Here is a 16055-nt window from a genome sequence, read left to right on the forward strand (position 1 = left end):
AGCCGGCAGGCCCGGCGGGGAAAAGCGTCCCGCCAAGCCTGCCGGCTCCGACCAGCCTAAGGCACTCGAACCCATGTCAAATCGGGCCTCGGTGGTTCGTTGCGGGGCCGTTGTGCGCCGGTTGGGTGGATGTTCCGGTGGGTTGGGGTGGTGGGTGCTTCGGTGGGTTGGGGTGAGGTGGCGTCGCCCCGCTGGGTGCGGGGCGACGCCGTCGCGGTGGGTCAGGGGTTGATGGTGATGGTGAACGTCGAGGTGCGGTTGCGGATGTTCTCGACGTTGTTGCTGAACCTCAGGTTGTTGAAGGTGACCGAGCCGACCGCCGGGCCCTGGCCCTGCTCGGGCATCTCGTTGGCCCACAGGCCCATGCCCGACTTGTGCTCGAACTCGTCACCGCTCAGCCGGGCCCCGGAGATGGAGATGTTGGTCAGGACGGTGTCCTGGATGGGGTTCTCCGGTGTCGACCCGGTGTACTTCGTCTGGAACATGATCCCCGAGTACGTCGGGTCGATGATGTCGACGTCGTTGACCCGGATGCCCCGGAACGGCTTGGAGGCCGAGAACATCCAGATGCCCGGGAACGTCTGCGCGCCCCAGAAGTGGCCGCCGGTGCGCACCAGCGTGATGCCGCTGAACGTCGTCGGTTCCGGGCCGAAGCCGTTCATCGGGTAGCCGAAGTCGAGCGAGCTGATCGTGACGCCGGAGTAGGTGAGCGTGTCCGCGATGTAGATGTTGCGGAACGTGTTGAGGTAGCCGCCGTAGACGGCCAACCCCGCCGCGCGCCACGTGGTGAGCGACGTCAGGTTCTCGTAGACGTTGTTCTTCTCGTCGGCACCGCCCGCGTCGATGGCGGAGAACAGCGCGAAGCTGTCGTCACCGGTGGAGCGCGCCTCGATGTTGGCCACCCGGTTGTCCGTGCTGCCGTTGGTCATGTTGATGCCGTCGGCGAACATGTTGCGGATCCGGGAGTCCTTGATGGTCATGAAGTCGGTGTTCGCGCCCCAGTAGAGGCACACCATGTGCTCGGCCCAGATGTCCTCGATGGTGATGTTGGAGACGTTGGCGAAGTCGAACACCTTGCCCGGCCCGTCGATGCGGGACGTGTAGTTGCCGAAGAACGCGAACCCGCTGAACGTCGAGCCGTTCACCGACTGCTCGGCCCGGAAGCCCGCGTCGGTGTTCTCCTGCGTGGTCGGCACGACGAACCTGGTGAACCACGGCCCCGCGCCGACCACCCGCACCGGCTTGCCGTACACCTGGAACTTCTGCGAGGTGGTGTAGGTGCCGGCCGGCAGGTAGACGCCGAGCAGGTTGCCGCTGGTGTCCATGCGGAACCGGTCGAGCGCGTTCTGCACGTCCTGGTGGCTGAACCCGGTGGGCGTGACGTACCGGGCGGGGTCGGGGTTGGGCCGTGCCACCGCGCGCTCGAAGTTCACGAAGTCGATGGCGTAGTTGGTGGTGTTGGCCGGGTCCTTCTGCAGCTTGATCTTCGTGCCGGCCGGGAACGTGTCGTTGAGCATCACGTTCGCCTCGTCGTAGATGTGCCGCGGCCCGCCCGCGCCGGGGGAGTTGCCCGGCGACGCCTCGTTGCCGTAGAGCCAGATGTGCCGCGAGTGCAGGTCGAGCGCCTTGTGGAAGGTCCCGTTGACGTAGACGTTGAGCGTGGCCGCGATGCCGCCGCCGCCCGCCGAGTCGGGGATGGAGAAGCGGGTGACCAGGGTGTTGGTCGGCCCGTTGGTGGTGAACTCGACCGACGCGCCGGTGGTGTTGAGGGTGACCGCGCGCCGCCCGGACGCCTCGCCGGCGAGGTCGCCGATGGTGCGGTTGGGCCCGATCTTCTGCGCGCCGCCCGCGGTGACCGCGTCCTCCGCCTCGATGTGCTCCCACGGCACGTTCGCGCCCCGGCCCACGAACAGCGACTGGGTCGTCACGTTGTTCGCCCGCCGGGCCGCGATCTCGTTGGCGTCGACCGCGACGTCGGTCCTGAGCGTGTACTTGCCGTTCGCGGCGGCCCACGTGCCGAGCGTGATCGGCGCGGCGGACTGGCCCGGCTGGACGACCCCGGTGAAGCCGCCGGTGAACGTGCGCACGGTCGCGCCGGTGGTCGCGTTGACGAGCGTGAGCGTGACGGGGTGCGCGCCGCTCGCCGTGGCGATGGAGCCCTCGTTGCGCAGGACGACGGTGAACGTGGTGTTCTGGCCGTTGGCCGGGTTGTTCGGCGACCAGCTCAGCGCGCCCACGAGGTCGGAGCTGGGCACGGGCGTGACGACGAGGGCGCTCGGGTGCAGGCGCGAGTTGTTGGCCTCGTTCTGCTCCACCACCTTCTTCGTCTCGTCCACCTTCGCCGTGTACTGGTAGGAGCCGGAGCCGCGCGGGCCGATGTCGGCGGTGACGGTCGCCGACGCGCCCGCCGCGAGCGCGCCGACCTGGGCGGTGCCCACGGCGTCGTCGCCGAGGAAGAACGTCACGTCGGTCGCGCCCGATGCCGCCGTGCCCGCGTTGCGCACGGTGGCCGACAGCGTGACCGGGTCGGTCTCGACCGGGCTCGTCGGGCTGAAGGACGTGCCGGTCACGGTGAGGTCCGGGTTGGGCGCGGCCACGCCGAACACCTGGAACTCGGCCACCTGGCCGCCGGGCGCGCCGGTGTTGGCGGTGATGCGCAGCTGCACGTCCGCGACCCGCCCGCTCAGCGGGATGGTGACCGTGTTGCCGGTGGCGGGGTTGAACACGTAGTCGCGGGCGGGGACCAGGCTGGTGAAGCCGGTGGCGCTCTGCTCCCGGCCGAGCACCTGGATGTTCTGCGTGCGGGTGCCCCACGCCGAGGACGGGTTGAGCTTGAGCACGACCGAGCTGAGGTCGGCGTTCGCGCCGAGCTGCGTGGTCAGCGTGTTCGGGTAGGTCGCGCCCTCCCAGTACGTGTTCACGTCGTCGTCGTTGGCGTTGGCCGCGACGAACGTGAACGTGTGCGAGGAGGCGGTGATCGGCCTGCCCTTGGCGAGGTTCGTGCCGTTGCCGGGCGTGCCGGGCCGGGTGACCGAGGCGCTGGGCGGCGACTGGTTGCCCGCCGCGTCCCGGGCGATCACGTGGTAGGTGACCGCGACGCCGTCGGGCTGGGAGTCGGTGTAGGTGAGCACCGTGCCGGGGACGCTCGTGCGCAGCGCGCCGTTGGCGTACACGTCGTAGCCGGTGACGCCGGTGTTGTCGGTCGACGCCGACCAGGTCAGCCGGATCTGGCCGGACTGCGGCGAGGTGTAGGCGAGGTTGCCGGGCGCGGTCGGGGCCTGGGTGTCGCCGCCGGTCGGGCCGTGCAGCTCGAACTCGGAGATCTGCCCGGCGGGCCACCCGGTGTTGCCGGTGACGAGCAGCCGCACGTACCGCGTGGTGGCCGCGGTGAACGGGATGGTCACCGTGTTGTTCGCGCTGGGGTTGAACGCGTACTGGGCGGACGGGACGAGGTCGGCGAAGTTCTGGCCGTCGGTGCTGTGCTGCACGGCGAGCGTCTGGGTGCGCGCGCCCCAGTTCGCCGTCGGCAGCTTGAGCACGACGCGGTCGACCTTGACGGCCGCGCCCAGGTCGGCCCGCAGCCACTGCGGGAACGCGTTGTTCGCGCTCTCCCAGTAGGTGGCCTGGTTGCCGTCGCCGACGTTGGACGCCTGGTAGACGTCGACGTGGCTGCTCGCGGTGTAGGTGGCGGCGAGCTTGGCGCCGACGTCGGCTTCGCGGACGTCGATGTCCTCGACCGCCGCGCCGTCGACGCGCACGTAGCGCACGAGTGTGGGGTCGAAGTCGAACGTCTGCTGCTCGCCCGTGCGCGGGGCGGACGGCACGAGGGTGGCGAACCCCTTGCCGTCGAGGCTGGTCTGGACGGAGAAGGTGGCGTCGTCGTCCGGGAGGGACAGGCGCACCTGGTCGATGCGGGTCGGTTCGCCGAGGTCGAGGACCCCGGCCGACGGCGCGGCCTGAGCGGCGGGGGGACTCAGGGTGAACGCGGTCAGGGACAGGGCGAGTAGGGAGGCGGCGAGGCGTGCGCTGGCGCGAGTCGTCGTTGACATCGTCGTGCTGGCCCTTCTCGTTAGGGCATTCCGGCGTCTTGTCAGAAAGTTCCGCGTACTTGTCGATTTCTTGCGTAAGCGGTTCGAAGGGTTGCAGAGCGACGTCCGGAAAGTCAACGGTCACCGCCTTCCGCCCACCCCCATTTGCGCCGTCCGGCGTAATCGGCCCGACCGGCGCCGGTCCGGGTGGTTGATCGGGTGGGGTGCGCGGGGGAGGAGCCGGGTGCGACGGTGGTGGTGGGGGCTCGCCGTGGCGTCGTACGCCGTGGCCGCCGCGGCGACGACGCTGGTGTCCGTCTCGGTCAACGTGGCGACCGGCGGCAGCTGCCCGTGGCTGCGCGCGATCGAGGCGCGACCGCTGTGGTGGGTGGGCGTCGGGACGGCCGTGGTGGCGATCGCCGGGCCGGCGGGGTGGTGGGCACAGGCGCGCGCAACCGACGCGGGCGACGGCTGGTGGGTCCCGCGGACCGTCGACCCGTTCTCGTGGCACGAGCGCGACACGGACCCGACGCGGCACCGCCCCCGACCACCTCGTCCCGGTCTCGGTGAGGTCTTCGCGTTCGAGGACACGGCGACGGCCTCAGCGGTCCGGCGATGTGGAACCTCACCCTGTGGACCACCAGGTCCGGTGTCGGCAGCACGCGGTGGCGGCCCGGCGCGGAGGGCGGCTTCTGCCGGCGGTACAACGTGGTCGCGGCGGTCGCCCGGCGCGCGGACCGCGCCACGCACCCCGAGTTGCGACCGCGACCCGAAACGGCCGCCCACGCTTGCGGGCCGGGGAGCCGCCGGGCGCGGAAGCGGTGGTCGAGTCGCGGCTGGGGGGTTCGGCTGCCACCGAAAGCGCGAAGGCCCGCCGTCCCCGGGCGGGGCGACGGGCCTTCGCGTGACCGGAGCGCGGCTACGTGCGCCGCACGATGATCCGCTGCAACGCGATGAACGCCAGCAGCAGCGCGCCGATCACGATCTTCGTCCACCAGGACGACAGGGTGCCCTCGAACGAGATCAGCGTCTGGATCGTGCCCAGCACGAGCACGCCGACCACCGAGCCGACCACGAACCCGACCCCGCCGGACAGCAGGCTCCCGCCCACGACCACGGCGGCGATGGCGTCCAGCTCCATGCCGACCGCGTGCAGGCTGTAGCCGGACAGCATGTAGAGGCTGAACAGCAGGCCGCCCAGCGCCGAGCAGAACCCGCTGATCACGTACACGCCGATCTTCACCCGCGTGGTGGCCAGGCCCATCAGCCGCGCCGACGACTCGCTGCCGCCGACCGCGTACACCGTGCGCCCGAACCGGGTCAGGTGCAGCACGTACACCGCCGCCAGCACGACCACCAGCGCGATCACCACGCCGTAGGTGATGCTGACCCCGCCCGGCAGCGGGACCGACGAGGTGGCCAGGTCGCGGAACGTCGGGTCCTTGATGGACACCGACTCCACGCTGATCACGAAGCACAGGCCGCGGGCCAGGAACATGCCCGCCAGGGTCACGATGAACGGCTGCACGCCGAACCGGTGGATCACCCAGCCCATCGCGAGCCCGAGCCCCGACCCGGCGGCCAGCACCGTGATCACGACCAGCCACGCGGGCCAGCCGGCCTGGAGCGCCGACGCCGCGATCATCGTGGACAACGCCACCACCGACCCGACCGACAGGTCGATGCCGCCGGTCAGGATCACGAACGTCATGCCGACCGCGAGCACGATCAGGAACGCGTTGTCGATGAACAGGTTCGCCACGACCTGGCCGGACGCGAACCCCTCGTACCGCACCGAGCCGACGCCGAACGTCGCCACGAACACCACGAACGTCGCGATCACCGGCAGGAACCGCTTCGGCACGCTCACCGACCACCCGGACGACCTGCGCGCGGGCGCGGCGGGCGCCTGCGGTTCGAGGGTCACTGTCTCCTTCATGCCGGCACCCCTTGCCTCACCCGGATCCTGAGCGGCGCCTGCATGAGGCACACCGCGATCACCACGATCGCCTTGAACACCAGCGTGATCTCCGGCGCGATGCCGATCGTGTAGACCGTCGTGGTCAACGTCTGGATGATCAACGCCCCGAGCAGCGTGCCGGTCAGCGAGTACCGGCCGCCCGCCAGCGACGTGCCGCCGATCACGACGGCCAGGATCGCGTCCATCTCGATCCACAGGCCGGCGTTGTTGGCGTCCGCCGCGCTCACGTTCGAGCTGATCATCAGCCCGGCCACGCCCGCGCACAGCGCCGCGAACACGTACACCGTCCAGATGATGGTCCGCGCCCGCACGCCGGCCAGCCGCGACGCCGACGGGTTCACGCCGACGGACTCGATCAGCAGCCCCAGCGCGGTCCGCCGGGTCGCCAGCGCCACCAACCCCAGCACCGCGAGGCTGATGAGGATCGCGATCGGCAGCACCAGGAAGCCCGCGCCCACCTGCCGGTAGGAGTCGTCGTTCACGGTGATGATCTGGCCCTCGGTGATCAGCATCGCGACCCCGCGCCCCGCGGTCATCAGCACCAGCGTGGCGATGATCGGCTGGATGCCCAGCACCGACACCAGGAACCCGTTCCACAGCCCCAGCGCCGCGCACAGCAGCAGGGCGAGGCCCATGCCGAGCCACGCGTTGCCGCCCGAGGCGATGTACGTGCACGTCACCGCGCCCGCGATGGCCGCCACCGCGCCGACCGACAGGTCGATGCCGCGGGTCGCGATCACCAGCGTCATGCCCAGCGCGATCAGCAGCGTCGGCGCGCCGTTGCGCAGGATGTCGACCAGGCTGCCGTACAGGTGCCCGTCCTGCAGCCGCAGCGAGAAGAACGACGGCGTCACCACCACGTTCAGCACCAGCAGCGCGACCAGCGCCAGCACCGGCCAGAGCAGTCGGTTCCTCACGACGCCACCGCCTTCTCGACACCGTGGTCGGCGCCGTGGTCGCCGCCGCCCGCGATGAGCGCCATCACGTCGTCCACACCCGCTCCACCGTCCAACTCCGCCACCTTCTGCCGGTCGCGCATCACCACGACCCGGTCGGACACGCGCACCACCTCCTCCAGTTCGGCGGAGATGAACACCACGGCCATGCCCTCCGCGGCCAGGTCGGCCACGACCTTCTGGATCTGCGCCTTCGCGCCGACGTCGATGCCGCGCGTCGGCTCGTCCAGGATCAACAGCTTCGGCTGGGTCACCAGCCACCGCGCCAGCAGCACCTTCTGCTGGTTGCCGCCGGACAGGTTGCCGACCGCCCGGTCCGGGTCGGCCGGCCGGATGTCCAGCAGCTCGATGTACTTGGCCACCAGCTCGTCGGCGAGCTTGCGCGGCACGGGCCGGGCCCAGCCGCGCGCGGCCTGCATCGCCAGGATCAGGTTGTCCCGCACGCTCAGGTCGGCCACGATGCCCTCGGCCTTGCGGTCCTCCGAGGAGAACGCGATGCCGGCCTCGATCGCCGCCCGCGGCCCGGTCAGCCGCACCGGCTCGCCCTCCACCAGGACCCGGCCCGAGTCGGCCTTGTCCGCGCCGAACAGCAACCGCGCGACCTCCGTGCGGCCCGAGCCGAGGAGCCCGGCCAGCCCGACCACCTCGCCCTTGCGGATCTCCAGGTCGAACGGCGCCACGGAGCCCTTGCGGCCCAGGCCCTCGGCCACCAGCAGCGGCGCGCCCGGCGCGTTCGTGCGGCGCTCGATCTCCTCCAGCACGCCCATCTCGCGGCCGAGCATCGCCGACACCAGGTCGATCCGGCTCAGGTCGGCGGTCATGTGCTCACCGACCAGCCGGCCGTTGCGCAGCACCGTCATCCGGTCGGAGATCTCGTAGACCTGCTCCAGGAAGTGCGTCACGAACAGCACCGCGACACCCTCGTCGCGCAGCACCCGGATGATGCGGAACAGCTCGGCGACCTCGTCGGCGTCCAGGCTGGACGTCGGCTCGTCCAGCACGAGCACCCGCGCGTCGACCGCCACGGCCCGCGCGATCGCGACGAGCTGCTGCACGGCGATCGGGTGGCTCTCCAGCACCGAACCTGGGTCGATGTGCAGCCCGATGCGCGCCAGCAGCTCGGCCGACCGCGCGCGCATCGCCTTGCCGTCGATGCGGCCGAACCTGCGGGGCTCCCGCCCGAGCAGGATGTTCTCCGCCACGGTCAGGTTCGCGCAGAGGTTGACCTCCTGGTACACCGTGCTGATCCCCGCGGCCTGCGCCTGCGCCGGGCCGTGGAACGACACGGGCTCGCCCGCGTAGCGGACCTCGCCCGCCGCGAGCGGGTGCACCCCGGTCAACGCCTTGATGAGCGTCGACTTGCCCGCACCGTTCTCGCCCATCAACGCGTGGACCTCGCCGGGGAACAGCCGGAAATCCACCTCCTGCAGAGCCTTCACGCCGGGGAACTCCACCGAGATGCCCCGCATGTCGACGACCGGCTCGGTCACCGGACAACTCCCCTCACACGACGTCGGCGGCGCCGACAATCGGACGACTGGGTGCGGCCCCCGCCACCACACCCGGAGGGTGGCGGGGGCCGCGGCTTGGGATCAGTACTTGCGGTTGGGGAGCTCGGCCTTGGCCTGCTCCGGGGTGAACGTCGTCTCCTCGGTCACCACGCGCGGCGGCACCTCCTCGCCGGCCACGACCTTCTTCGCCAGCTCCATGAGCTGGTCGCCGAGCAGCGGGTTGCACTCGACGATGAAGTTGATCTCACCGGCGGCCAGCGCGGTCATGCCGTCCTTCACCGCGTCCACGGTGATGATCTTGATGTCCTTGCCCGGCACCTTGCCCGCGGCCTTGATGGCCTCGATCGCGCCCAGGCCCATGTCGTCGTTGTGCGCGTAGACCACGTCGATCTGCGGCACGGACTTCAGGAACGCCTCCATGACCTGCTTGCCGCCCGACCGCGTGAAGTCACCGGTCTGCGTGGCCACGATCTTCAGGTCCGTGCCCGCGATCGCGTCCTCGAAGCCCTTCTTGCGGTCGATGGCCGGCGCGGCGCCCGTGGTGCCCTGCAGCTCGACGATGTTCTTCGCGCCACCGGCGTTGGCCTTCAGCCACTCGCCGGCCTTCTTGCCCTCCTCCACGAAGTCCGACCCGAGGAACGTCTTGTAGAGCGACGTGTCGTCCGAGTCGACCGCGCGGTCGGTCAGGATCACCGGGATGTTCGCGCGCTTGGCCTCCAGCAGCACGGCGTCCCACCCGGTCTCCACCACCGGGCTGAAGGCGATGACGTCGACCTTCTGCTGGATGTAGGAGCGGATCGCCTTGATCTGGTTCTCCTGCTTCTGCTGCGCGTCGGAGAACTTCAGGTCGATCCCGGCCTTCTCGGCCGACTCCTGGATCGACTTGGTGTTCGCGGTGCGCCAACCGCTCTCGGCGCCCACCTGGGCGAAGCCCATCGTGATCTTGTCGTCGCCCCCTGCGCTACCCGTGGAACCCGCGTCCCCGGACCCACCACCGGACCCGCACGCGGTCAACGCGGCCAACAGGACCGCGGCGGCGGCGGTCGTGATCTTCTTCAACACTGGTCTTCCTCCGTGTGAACCCGAGACACTGACGGGATGGCGAACCGCGTGACGGTGGTCACCTGGGGCACAAGAGTGAACGCTCACAATCGACCAGTCAACCCCCCGGAAACGTCAACTTCGCATCCTTGACACGTTTGTGAGCACAGTCGTATGTTAGCGCTCACTTTTGTGACTCAGCCCACCACTCACACCCGGGTGCCCAGTTCATCCGCGGCCTGCCGCCGCGCGCGAGACGAGAGTGACGCCCCACATGGTCTCCCTTCGGCTAAGGCCCCGCCCGCTCGTCGCGACGCTGGTCGCGGCGCTCGGCGCGGCGGTCCTGACCTCGCCGCCCGCCACCGCGGCGGACGGCCTCGTCCTGCACTACCCCCTCACCGAAACCGCTGGAGCCGTCGCAGTGGACACCTCGGGGGGTGGGCGCAATGGAATCGTTATGGGGGACGCCACGCCGGGCGGCGCGGAAGGGCTCCAACTCGGCGGCGTGAACGGCCACGTGAAGCTGCCCGACCACGTGCTGCGCGACCTGGCCGAGGTCAGCGTGTCGCTGCAGGTGCGCATTGCCCCGGACCAGGCGACGCCCTATTTCATCTACGGCCTCGGTAATTCCTCGGGCACAGCCGGTAATGGCTACCTGTTCACCACCGGCAACGCCTACCGGTCGTCCATCGCGACCGGCAACTGGTCGACGGAGCAGACCGTGACCGCCGGCCGGGATCTCGCCAGGGGTGTCTGGAAAACGCTTACCTACACGCTCGGCGGCGGCACGGCCGTGCTGTACGAGGACGGCGTCGAGGTCGCCCGCAAGACCGGTGTGACGATCACCCCGGCGATGATCGGCGGCGGCTCGACCACCGCCAACTACATCGGCCGCTCGGTCTACAGCGGCGACCGGTACCTCAAGGGCGCGGTCCGCGACTTCCGCCTCTACAACCGGGCGCTGACCGCCGCCGAGGCGCACGAGCTGGGTTTCGTGCCGGACGACGAGCGCGGCCGGCGCGACCTCGCCGCGATCGACCTCGGCGACACCTCGGCCGTGACCGAGGACCTCGCGCTGCCCGTCACCGGGCCGTACGGCTCGACCATCACGTGGCAGTCGAGCGACCCCGCCGTCGTGTCGGCCTCCGGCGTCGTCACCCGCCCCGCGCCCGGCGGCCGGCCCGCCACCGTGACGCTGACCGCGACCGCCGCCGGGCAGACCCGGGAGTTCCAGGTGACCGTGCGACCGCAGCTCACCGACGACGAGAAGGTCGCCGAGGCCGACGCCGCGCTCGTGGTGTGGGACGCCGACGACATCCGCGGCAACATCACCCTGCCCACCACCGGCCTGTACGGCACCACCGTCACGTGGAAGAGCAACAAGCCCGACGTGATCACGCCCACCGGCGAGGTCACCCGGCCCGCGCACGGCCGCAAGCCGGTCAAGGTGCAGCTCACCGCGGAGATCCGGTCCGGCGAGGAGACCACCCGCAAGAAGTTCAAGGTCACCGTGACCCCGCTGCCGCAGCGGCAGGACTACGAGGGGTACCTGTTCGGCTACTTCACCGGCGAGGGCTCCGCCACCGGCGAGCAGGTCTACTTCGCCGCCAGCCGCGGCAACGACGCGCTGAAGTGGGACGAGCTGAACCAGGGCAGGCCCGTGCTCACCTCGTCGCTGGGCGACAAGGGCGTGCGCGACCCGTTCGTCATCCGCTCGCCCGAGGGCGACAAGTTCTACCTCATCGCCACCGACCTGAAGATCCACGGCAACGGCAACTGGGACCTCGTGCAGCGCAAGGGCAGCCGCTACATCGAGGTGTGGGAGTCCACCGACCTGGTCAACTGGGGGCAGCAGCGGCACGTCCTGGTCTCACCCGAGACCGCGGGCAACACCTGGGCACCCGAGGCGTACTACGACGAGTCCATCGGCGCCTACGTCGTCTTCTGGGCCTCGAAGCTCTACGCCGAGGACGACCCCGAGCACACCGGCGACACCTACAACAAGATGCTGTACGCGACCACGCGCGACTTCCGCACGTTCAGCGAGCCGCAGGTGTGGGTGGACCCCGGCTACTCGGTGATCGACTCGACCGTGATCAAGCACGGCGACGAGTACTACCGGTTCACCAAGGACGAGCGGAACAACACCTCCAGCACGCCGTGCAGCAAGTTCATCCTGGCCGAGAAGTCGACGCGGCTGCGGGACACCTCCTACGACTTCGTGGCCGACTGCATCGGCAAGGGCTCGATCAACCAGGGCGAGGGGCCGACGGTGTTCAAGTCCAACACCGAGGACCGCTGGTACCTGTTCATCGACGAGTTCGGCGGGCGCGGCTACGTCCCGTTCGAGACCACCGACCTCGCCTCCGGCGAGTGGACCCTCGCCACCGGCTACGAGCTGCCCAGCCGACCGCGGCACGGCACCGTGCTGCCCGTGACGAAGGCCGAGCTGGAGCGCGTCCGCGCCGCCTTCCCGTGACCCTGCCTCCCCGGCGCCCCCGCACCGGAGCACAGGAGTTCGCATGTCCCGTGTCGTGATGGCCGCGGCCCTCGCCGCGAGCCTGCTCGTCGCCGCGCCCGCCTCGGGCGCGGCGACGGACCCCGACTACACCCTGTCCATCGACCCCACGGCCCGGGGCGCGGCGATCGACGACACCCTGTACGGCGTCTTCTTCGAGGACATCAACCGGGCCGCCGACGGCGGCCTGTACGCCGAACTGGTGCAGAACCGGTCGTTCGAGTACGGCCCGGCCGACAACGCCGCCTACACGCCGCTCACCGGGTGGGCGCCGACCGGCGGCACCCTCGACGTGGTGGACGACGACGCCCGCCTCAACGAGCGCAACCGCAACCACCTGCGCCTCGGCCTGCCCGCGGGCGTGATCAACTCAGGCTACGACTCCGGCATCGCCGTGGCGAAGGGCAAGCGCTACGACTTCTCCGCCTGGGCCCGCACGGACCAGGCCGGCGGCACGCCGCTGCGCGTCGGCCTCACCGACCCGGCGGGCAAGGACCTCGCGCCCCGGCTGGACCTGCGGGTGACGGGCGACGGCTGGACCAAGTACACCGGCACGTTCAGCGCGCGCGAGTCGTCCACCACCGGCCGGCTGCTGCTGCAGGCCGACGGCTCCGGCACGTTGCGGCTGGACATGGTCTCGCTGTTCCCGCAGGACACGTTCAAGGGCCACGGCCTGCGCAAGGACCTGGCCGAGAAGATCGCCGCCCTGCGGCCCGGATTCCTCCGCTTCCCCGGCGGCTGCCTGGTGAACACCGGCAGCCACCAGGGCTACGAGGCGCCCGGCTGGGAACGCCGCCGCTCCTACCAGTGGAAGGACACCATCGGCCCGGTCGAGCAGCGGGCCGCGAACTGGAACTTCTGGGGCTACAACCAGTCCTACGGCCTGGGCTACCACGAGTACTTCCAGTTCGCGGAGGACATCGGCGCGATGCCGCTGCCCGTGGTGCCCGCGCTCGTCACCGGGTGCGGCCAGAACCGCGCCACCGACGACCCCGCGCTGCTGGAGCGGCACATCCAGGACACGCTCGACCTGATCGAGTACGCCAACGGCCCGGCCGACTCGCCGTGGGGCCGCAAGCGGGCCGAGATGGGCCACCCGGAGCCGTTCGGGCTCACCCACCTGGCCGTGGGCAACGAGGAGACCCTGGCCGACGAGTTCTTCGCCCGGTTCACCCGGTTCCGCGCCGCCATCGAGGCGAAGCACCCCGACATCACCGTCGTGGGCAACTCCGGCCCCGACGACACCGGGGCCACCTTCGACCGGCTGTGGCAGCTCAACCGCGACGCCGGCGTCGCGATGGTGGACGAGCACTACTACAACGCGCCGAACTGGTTCCTGGAGAACAACGACCGGTACGACACCTACGACCGCAACGGGCCCAAGGTGTTCCTCGGCGAGTACGCCTCCCAGGACGACAAGTTCGCCAACGCCCTCGCCGAGGCGGCGTTCATGACCGGCCTGGAGCGCAACGCGGACGTCGTGAAGCTCGCCTCCTACGCCCCGCTGCCGGCCAACGAGGACCACGTGCAGTGGAAGCCGGACATGATCTGGTTCAACAACCACGCGTCCTGGGGCTCGACCTCCTACGAGGTGCAGAAGCTGTTCATGACCAACGTGGGCGACCACGTCGTCAAGAGCACCGCGTCGGGCACGCCGTGGACGCCGACCCCGATCACCGGCGCGATCGGCCTGTCGTCCTGGGCGACCTCCGTGGCCTACGACGACGTGGTGGTGACCGCCGCCGACGGCCGCGTGCTGTTCTCCGACGACTTCTCCGGCGACGCGTCCCGCTGGACCGGCAACGGCACGGGCAGCTGGGGCGTGGTGGACGGCCGGTTCGTGCAGTCCGACCCGGCCGTGGCCAACCCGCTGATGACCGCGGGCGACCCCACCTGGAACAACTTCACCGTCAGCGTGAAGGCCACCAAGCTGTCCGGCAGCGAGGGCTTCCTGATCCCGTTCGCGGTCAACGGCGCGGGCAACCCGTTCTGGTGGAACCTCGGCGGCTGGAACAACACCCGTTCGGCGGTGGACGGCGGCAACTCCTCGCGCGTGTTCCACGCCGACAACACCACGATCGAGACCGGTCGGACCTACGACCTGCGGATCGAGGTGCGCGACCGGACCGTGGAGCTGCTCATCGACGGGCGGCTGTGGGCGGGCTTCACCGACGAGGGCACCGGGAACCCGGAGCCGTTCCGCCACGTCGTCACCCGCGACGAGGCCACCGGCGAGCTGATCGTCAAGGTGGTCAACGCCCGGGACAAGCCCGCCCGCACCGCGATCGACCTCGGCCGCGGCGCCTGGGTCGTGCCTGCCGCCGAGGCGACGATCGTGGAAGGGCTGCCCGACGACGTCAACACCGAGTTCACCCAGCCGGTCAAGGCGAGGAAGGCGCACGTGCGGGTGTCCGCCTCGTTCACCCACACGTTCCCGCCGCACTCGGTCACGTTCCTGCGCATCAAGGACCGGCGTCGATGACCGCGCCGACCCCGCAGCGCACCCCCGCGATTGGAGCCACCGTGTCCCTGGACCGCAGGAGCCTGTTCCGCGCCGGCGGCGCGCTCGCCGTCGCGGGCGGGCTGACCGCCTCGGCGTCGGCCGTCGCCGCGCCGGACGGGCCGGACGCCGCCGCCGCGGCCGCCGGCGGCCTGCCGACCCGCAACCCGCTGGTCGAACGGCGCGCCGACCCGTTCATCACCCCGCCGACCGACGGCATGTACTACCTGACCGGCTCGGTGCCCGAGTACGACCGGGTGGTCGTCCGGGGCGCGCCGACCCTCGATGGCCTGGCCGACGCCCGGGAGCGCACCATCTGGCGGCGTCCGCCGTCCGGGAAAATGGGCGGCTACATCTGGGCCCCCGAGCTGCACCGCATCGACGGCAGGTGGTACGTCTACTTCGCCGCCGGCGACTCCGACGACCCGTTCCGCATCCGCACCTACGTGCTGGAATCGGCCAAGGACGACCCGCGCGAGAGCGGCTGGGAGCTGCGCGGCCAGGTGGTCACCGCGTGGGAGACCTTCACCCTCGACGCGACGACCTTCTCCCACCGCGGCAAGCGGTACTTCCTGTGGGCGCAGCACGAGCCCGGCATCGACACCAACACCAACCTCTACATCGCCGAGATGGCCTCGCCGCTGGCGCTCAAGACCGCGCCGGTGCGCATCGCCACCCCGACGCTGGACTGGGAGGTGCAGGGCTTCCGGGTCAACGAGGGCCCGGCGGTGCTCATCCGCAACGGCCGGGTCTTCGTGACGTTCTCGGCCAGCGCCACCGACGCCCGCTACTGCATGGGGCTGCTCACCGCGGACGAGAACGCCAACCTGCTCGACGCGCGCTCGTGGACCAAGACGCCCACGCCGGTCTTCGCCACGAACGAGGCGACCGGCCAGTACGGGCCGGGGCACAACTCGTTCACCACGGTCGGCGACCAGGACGTGCTGGTCTACCACGCCCGTGACTACCGGGCGATCACCGGCGACCCGCTGTTCGACCCGAACCGGCACACCCGCGTGCAGCGGCTCCACTGGAACGCGGACGGCACCCCGAGCTTCGGCGTGCCGGTCGGCAAGGGCGGGCCGGTGGTGCGGCTGTCGCCCGCCGACGCGCCGGAGCTGTTCGTCCGGCACTTCGAGTACCGGCTGCGGGTCGACGGCGCCGTGCGGGAGGTGGCCGACTCGCAGTTCCGGTTCGTGCCCGGCTTCCTGGGCGCGGGCACGGTGGCCGTGCAGTCGGTGAACTTCCCGGACCGCTACGCGCGGGTGGACGGCGCCGCGGTCCGGATCGACCCGTACGAGGACTCCGACGCCTACGGGCGGGCCGCGTCGTTCGTCCGGGTGCCGGGCCTGGCCGACCGCGACGCGGTGTCGCTGCGCTCGGCGGCGGACCCGCAGGCGTACCTGTCCCACGACACGGGACGTTTGGTGGTCGCCCGGCCGGGCGGCGACCGACGCGCCCGCGAACGTGCGACATTCCGGGTGAGCTGAAGCGTCCCTGCGCTGGTGGGAACGGTCCCT

At 70.6% G+C, this 16055-nt stretch carries 8 protein-coding genes; 3 read left to right on the plus strand and 5 right to left on the minus strand.

Translation table 11 applies throughout. From position 1 onward, the window contains the following. Window positions 1–221 precede the first annotated feature (221 nt). The 5 genes from ACWEFJ_RS35445 to ACWEFJ_RS35465 all read right to left on the minus strand — a co-directional run bounded on the left by ACWEFJ_RS35445 (window position 222) and on the right by ACWEFJ_RS35465 (window position 9538). A complete protein-coding gene (locus ACWEFJ_RS35445; protein WP_449716436.1) occupies window positions 222–4049 on the minus strand; it encodes a galactose-binding domain-containing protein in 3828 nt (1275 codons plus the stop codon). 898 nt (window positions 4050–4947) lie between these two features. Continuing rightward, window positions 4948–5967: a galactofuranose ABC transporter, permease protein YjfF gene (gene yjfF / locus ACWEFJ_RS35450; RefSeq protein ID WP_378090475.1), complete on the minus strand. Its 1020-nt coding sequence runs from the start codon at window positions 5965–5967 to the stop codon at window positions 4948–4950. Next, complete coding sequence (locus ACWEFJ_RS35455; protein WP_449716437.1) at window positions 5964–6926, minus strand: ABC transporter permease; 963 nt, start codon at window positions 6924–6926, stop codon at window positions 5964–5966. The genes yjfF and ACWEFJ_RS35455 overlap by 4 nt, the downstream gene beginning before the upstream one ends. Then, window positions 6923–8434: a sugar ABC transporter ATP-binding protein gene (locus ACWEFJ_RS35460; RefSeq protein ID WP_378090521.1), complete on the minus strand. Its 1512-nt coding sequence runs from the start codon at window positions 8432–8434 to the stop codon at window positions 6923–6925. Before ACWEFJ_RS35460 ends, ACWEFJ_RS35455 begins: the two co-directional genes overlap by 4 nt. A 123-nt stretch (window positions 8435–8557) precedes the next feature. Further along, complete coding sequence (locus tag ACWEFJ_RS35465; RefSeq protein WP_378090479.1) at window positions 8558–9538, minus strand: ABC transporter substrate-binding protein; 981 nt, start codon at window positions 9536–9538, stop codon at window positions 8558–8560. Between the two features lie 436 nt (window positions 9539–9974). Between ACWEFJ_RS35465 and ACWEFJ_RS35470 the strand changes: the two genes are divergently transcribed. Genes ACWEFJ_RS35470 through ACWEFJ_RS35480 form a run of 3 tightly spaced genes read left to right on the plus strand, consistent with a single transcriptional unit; the run spans window position 9975 to window position 16025 of the window. After that, entirely contained in the window at window positions 9975–11996 is a 2022-nt protein-coding gene (locus ACWEFJ_RS35470) for an immunoglobulin-like domain-containing protein (RefSeq protein WP_449716438.1), read from the plus strand. A 43-nt stretch (window positions 11997–12039) separates the two neighbouring features. Then, window positions 12040–14517 carry an alpha-L-arabinofuranosidase C-terminal domain-containing protein gene (locus tag ACWEFJ_RS35475; protein ID WP_449716439.1) on the plus strand — a complete coding sequence of 826 codons (2478 nt, stop codon included), beginning with the start codon at window positions 12040–12042 and terminating at the stop codon, window positions 14515–14517. Further along, window positions 14514–16025, plus strand: a complete 1512-nt coding sequence (locus tag ACWEFJ_RS35480) for a family 43 glycosylhydrolase (protein WP_449716440.1) — start codon at window positions 14514–14516, stop codon at window positions 16023–16025. The genes ACWEFJ_RS35475 and ACWEFJ_RS35480 overlap by 4 nt, the downstream gene beginning before the upstream one ends. Window positions 16026–16055 lie beyond the last annotated feature (30 nt).

Source organism: Actinosynnema sp. NPDC004786 (genome assembly GCF_053601135.1).

Excerpts from the sequence above, each read along its gene's own strand:
- ACWEFJ_RS35445 (WP_449716436.1), bottom strand. The coding sequence starts at position 4,049 with ATGTCAACGACGACTCGCGCCAGCGCACGCCTCGCCGCCTCCCTACTC.
- yjfF (WP_378090475.1), bottom strand. The coding sequence starts at position 5,967 with ATGAAGGAGACAGTGACCCTCGAACCGCAGGCGCCCGCCGCGCCCGCG.
- ACWEFJ_RS35460 (WP_378090521.1), bottom strand. The coding sequence starts at position 8,434 with ATGCGGGGCATCTCGGTGGAGTTCCCCGGCGTGAAGGCTCTGCAGGAG.
- ACWEFJ_RS35470 (WP_449716438.1), top strand. The coding sequence starts at position 9,975 with ATGGGGGACGCCACGCCGGGCGGCGCGGAAGGGCTCCAACTCGGCGGC.
- ACWEFJ_RS35475 (WP_449716439.1), top strand. The coding sequence starts at position 12,040 with ATGTCCCGTGTCGTGATGGCCGCGGCCCTCGCCGCGAGCCTGCTCGTC.
- ACWEFJ_RS35480 (WP_449716440.1), top strand. The coding sequence starts at position 14,514 with ATGACCGCGCCGACCCCGCAGCGCACCCCCGCGATTGGAGCCACCGTG.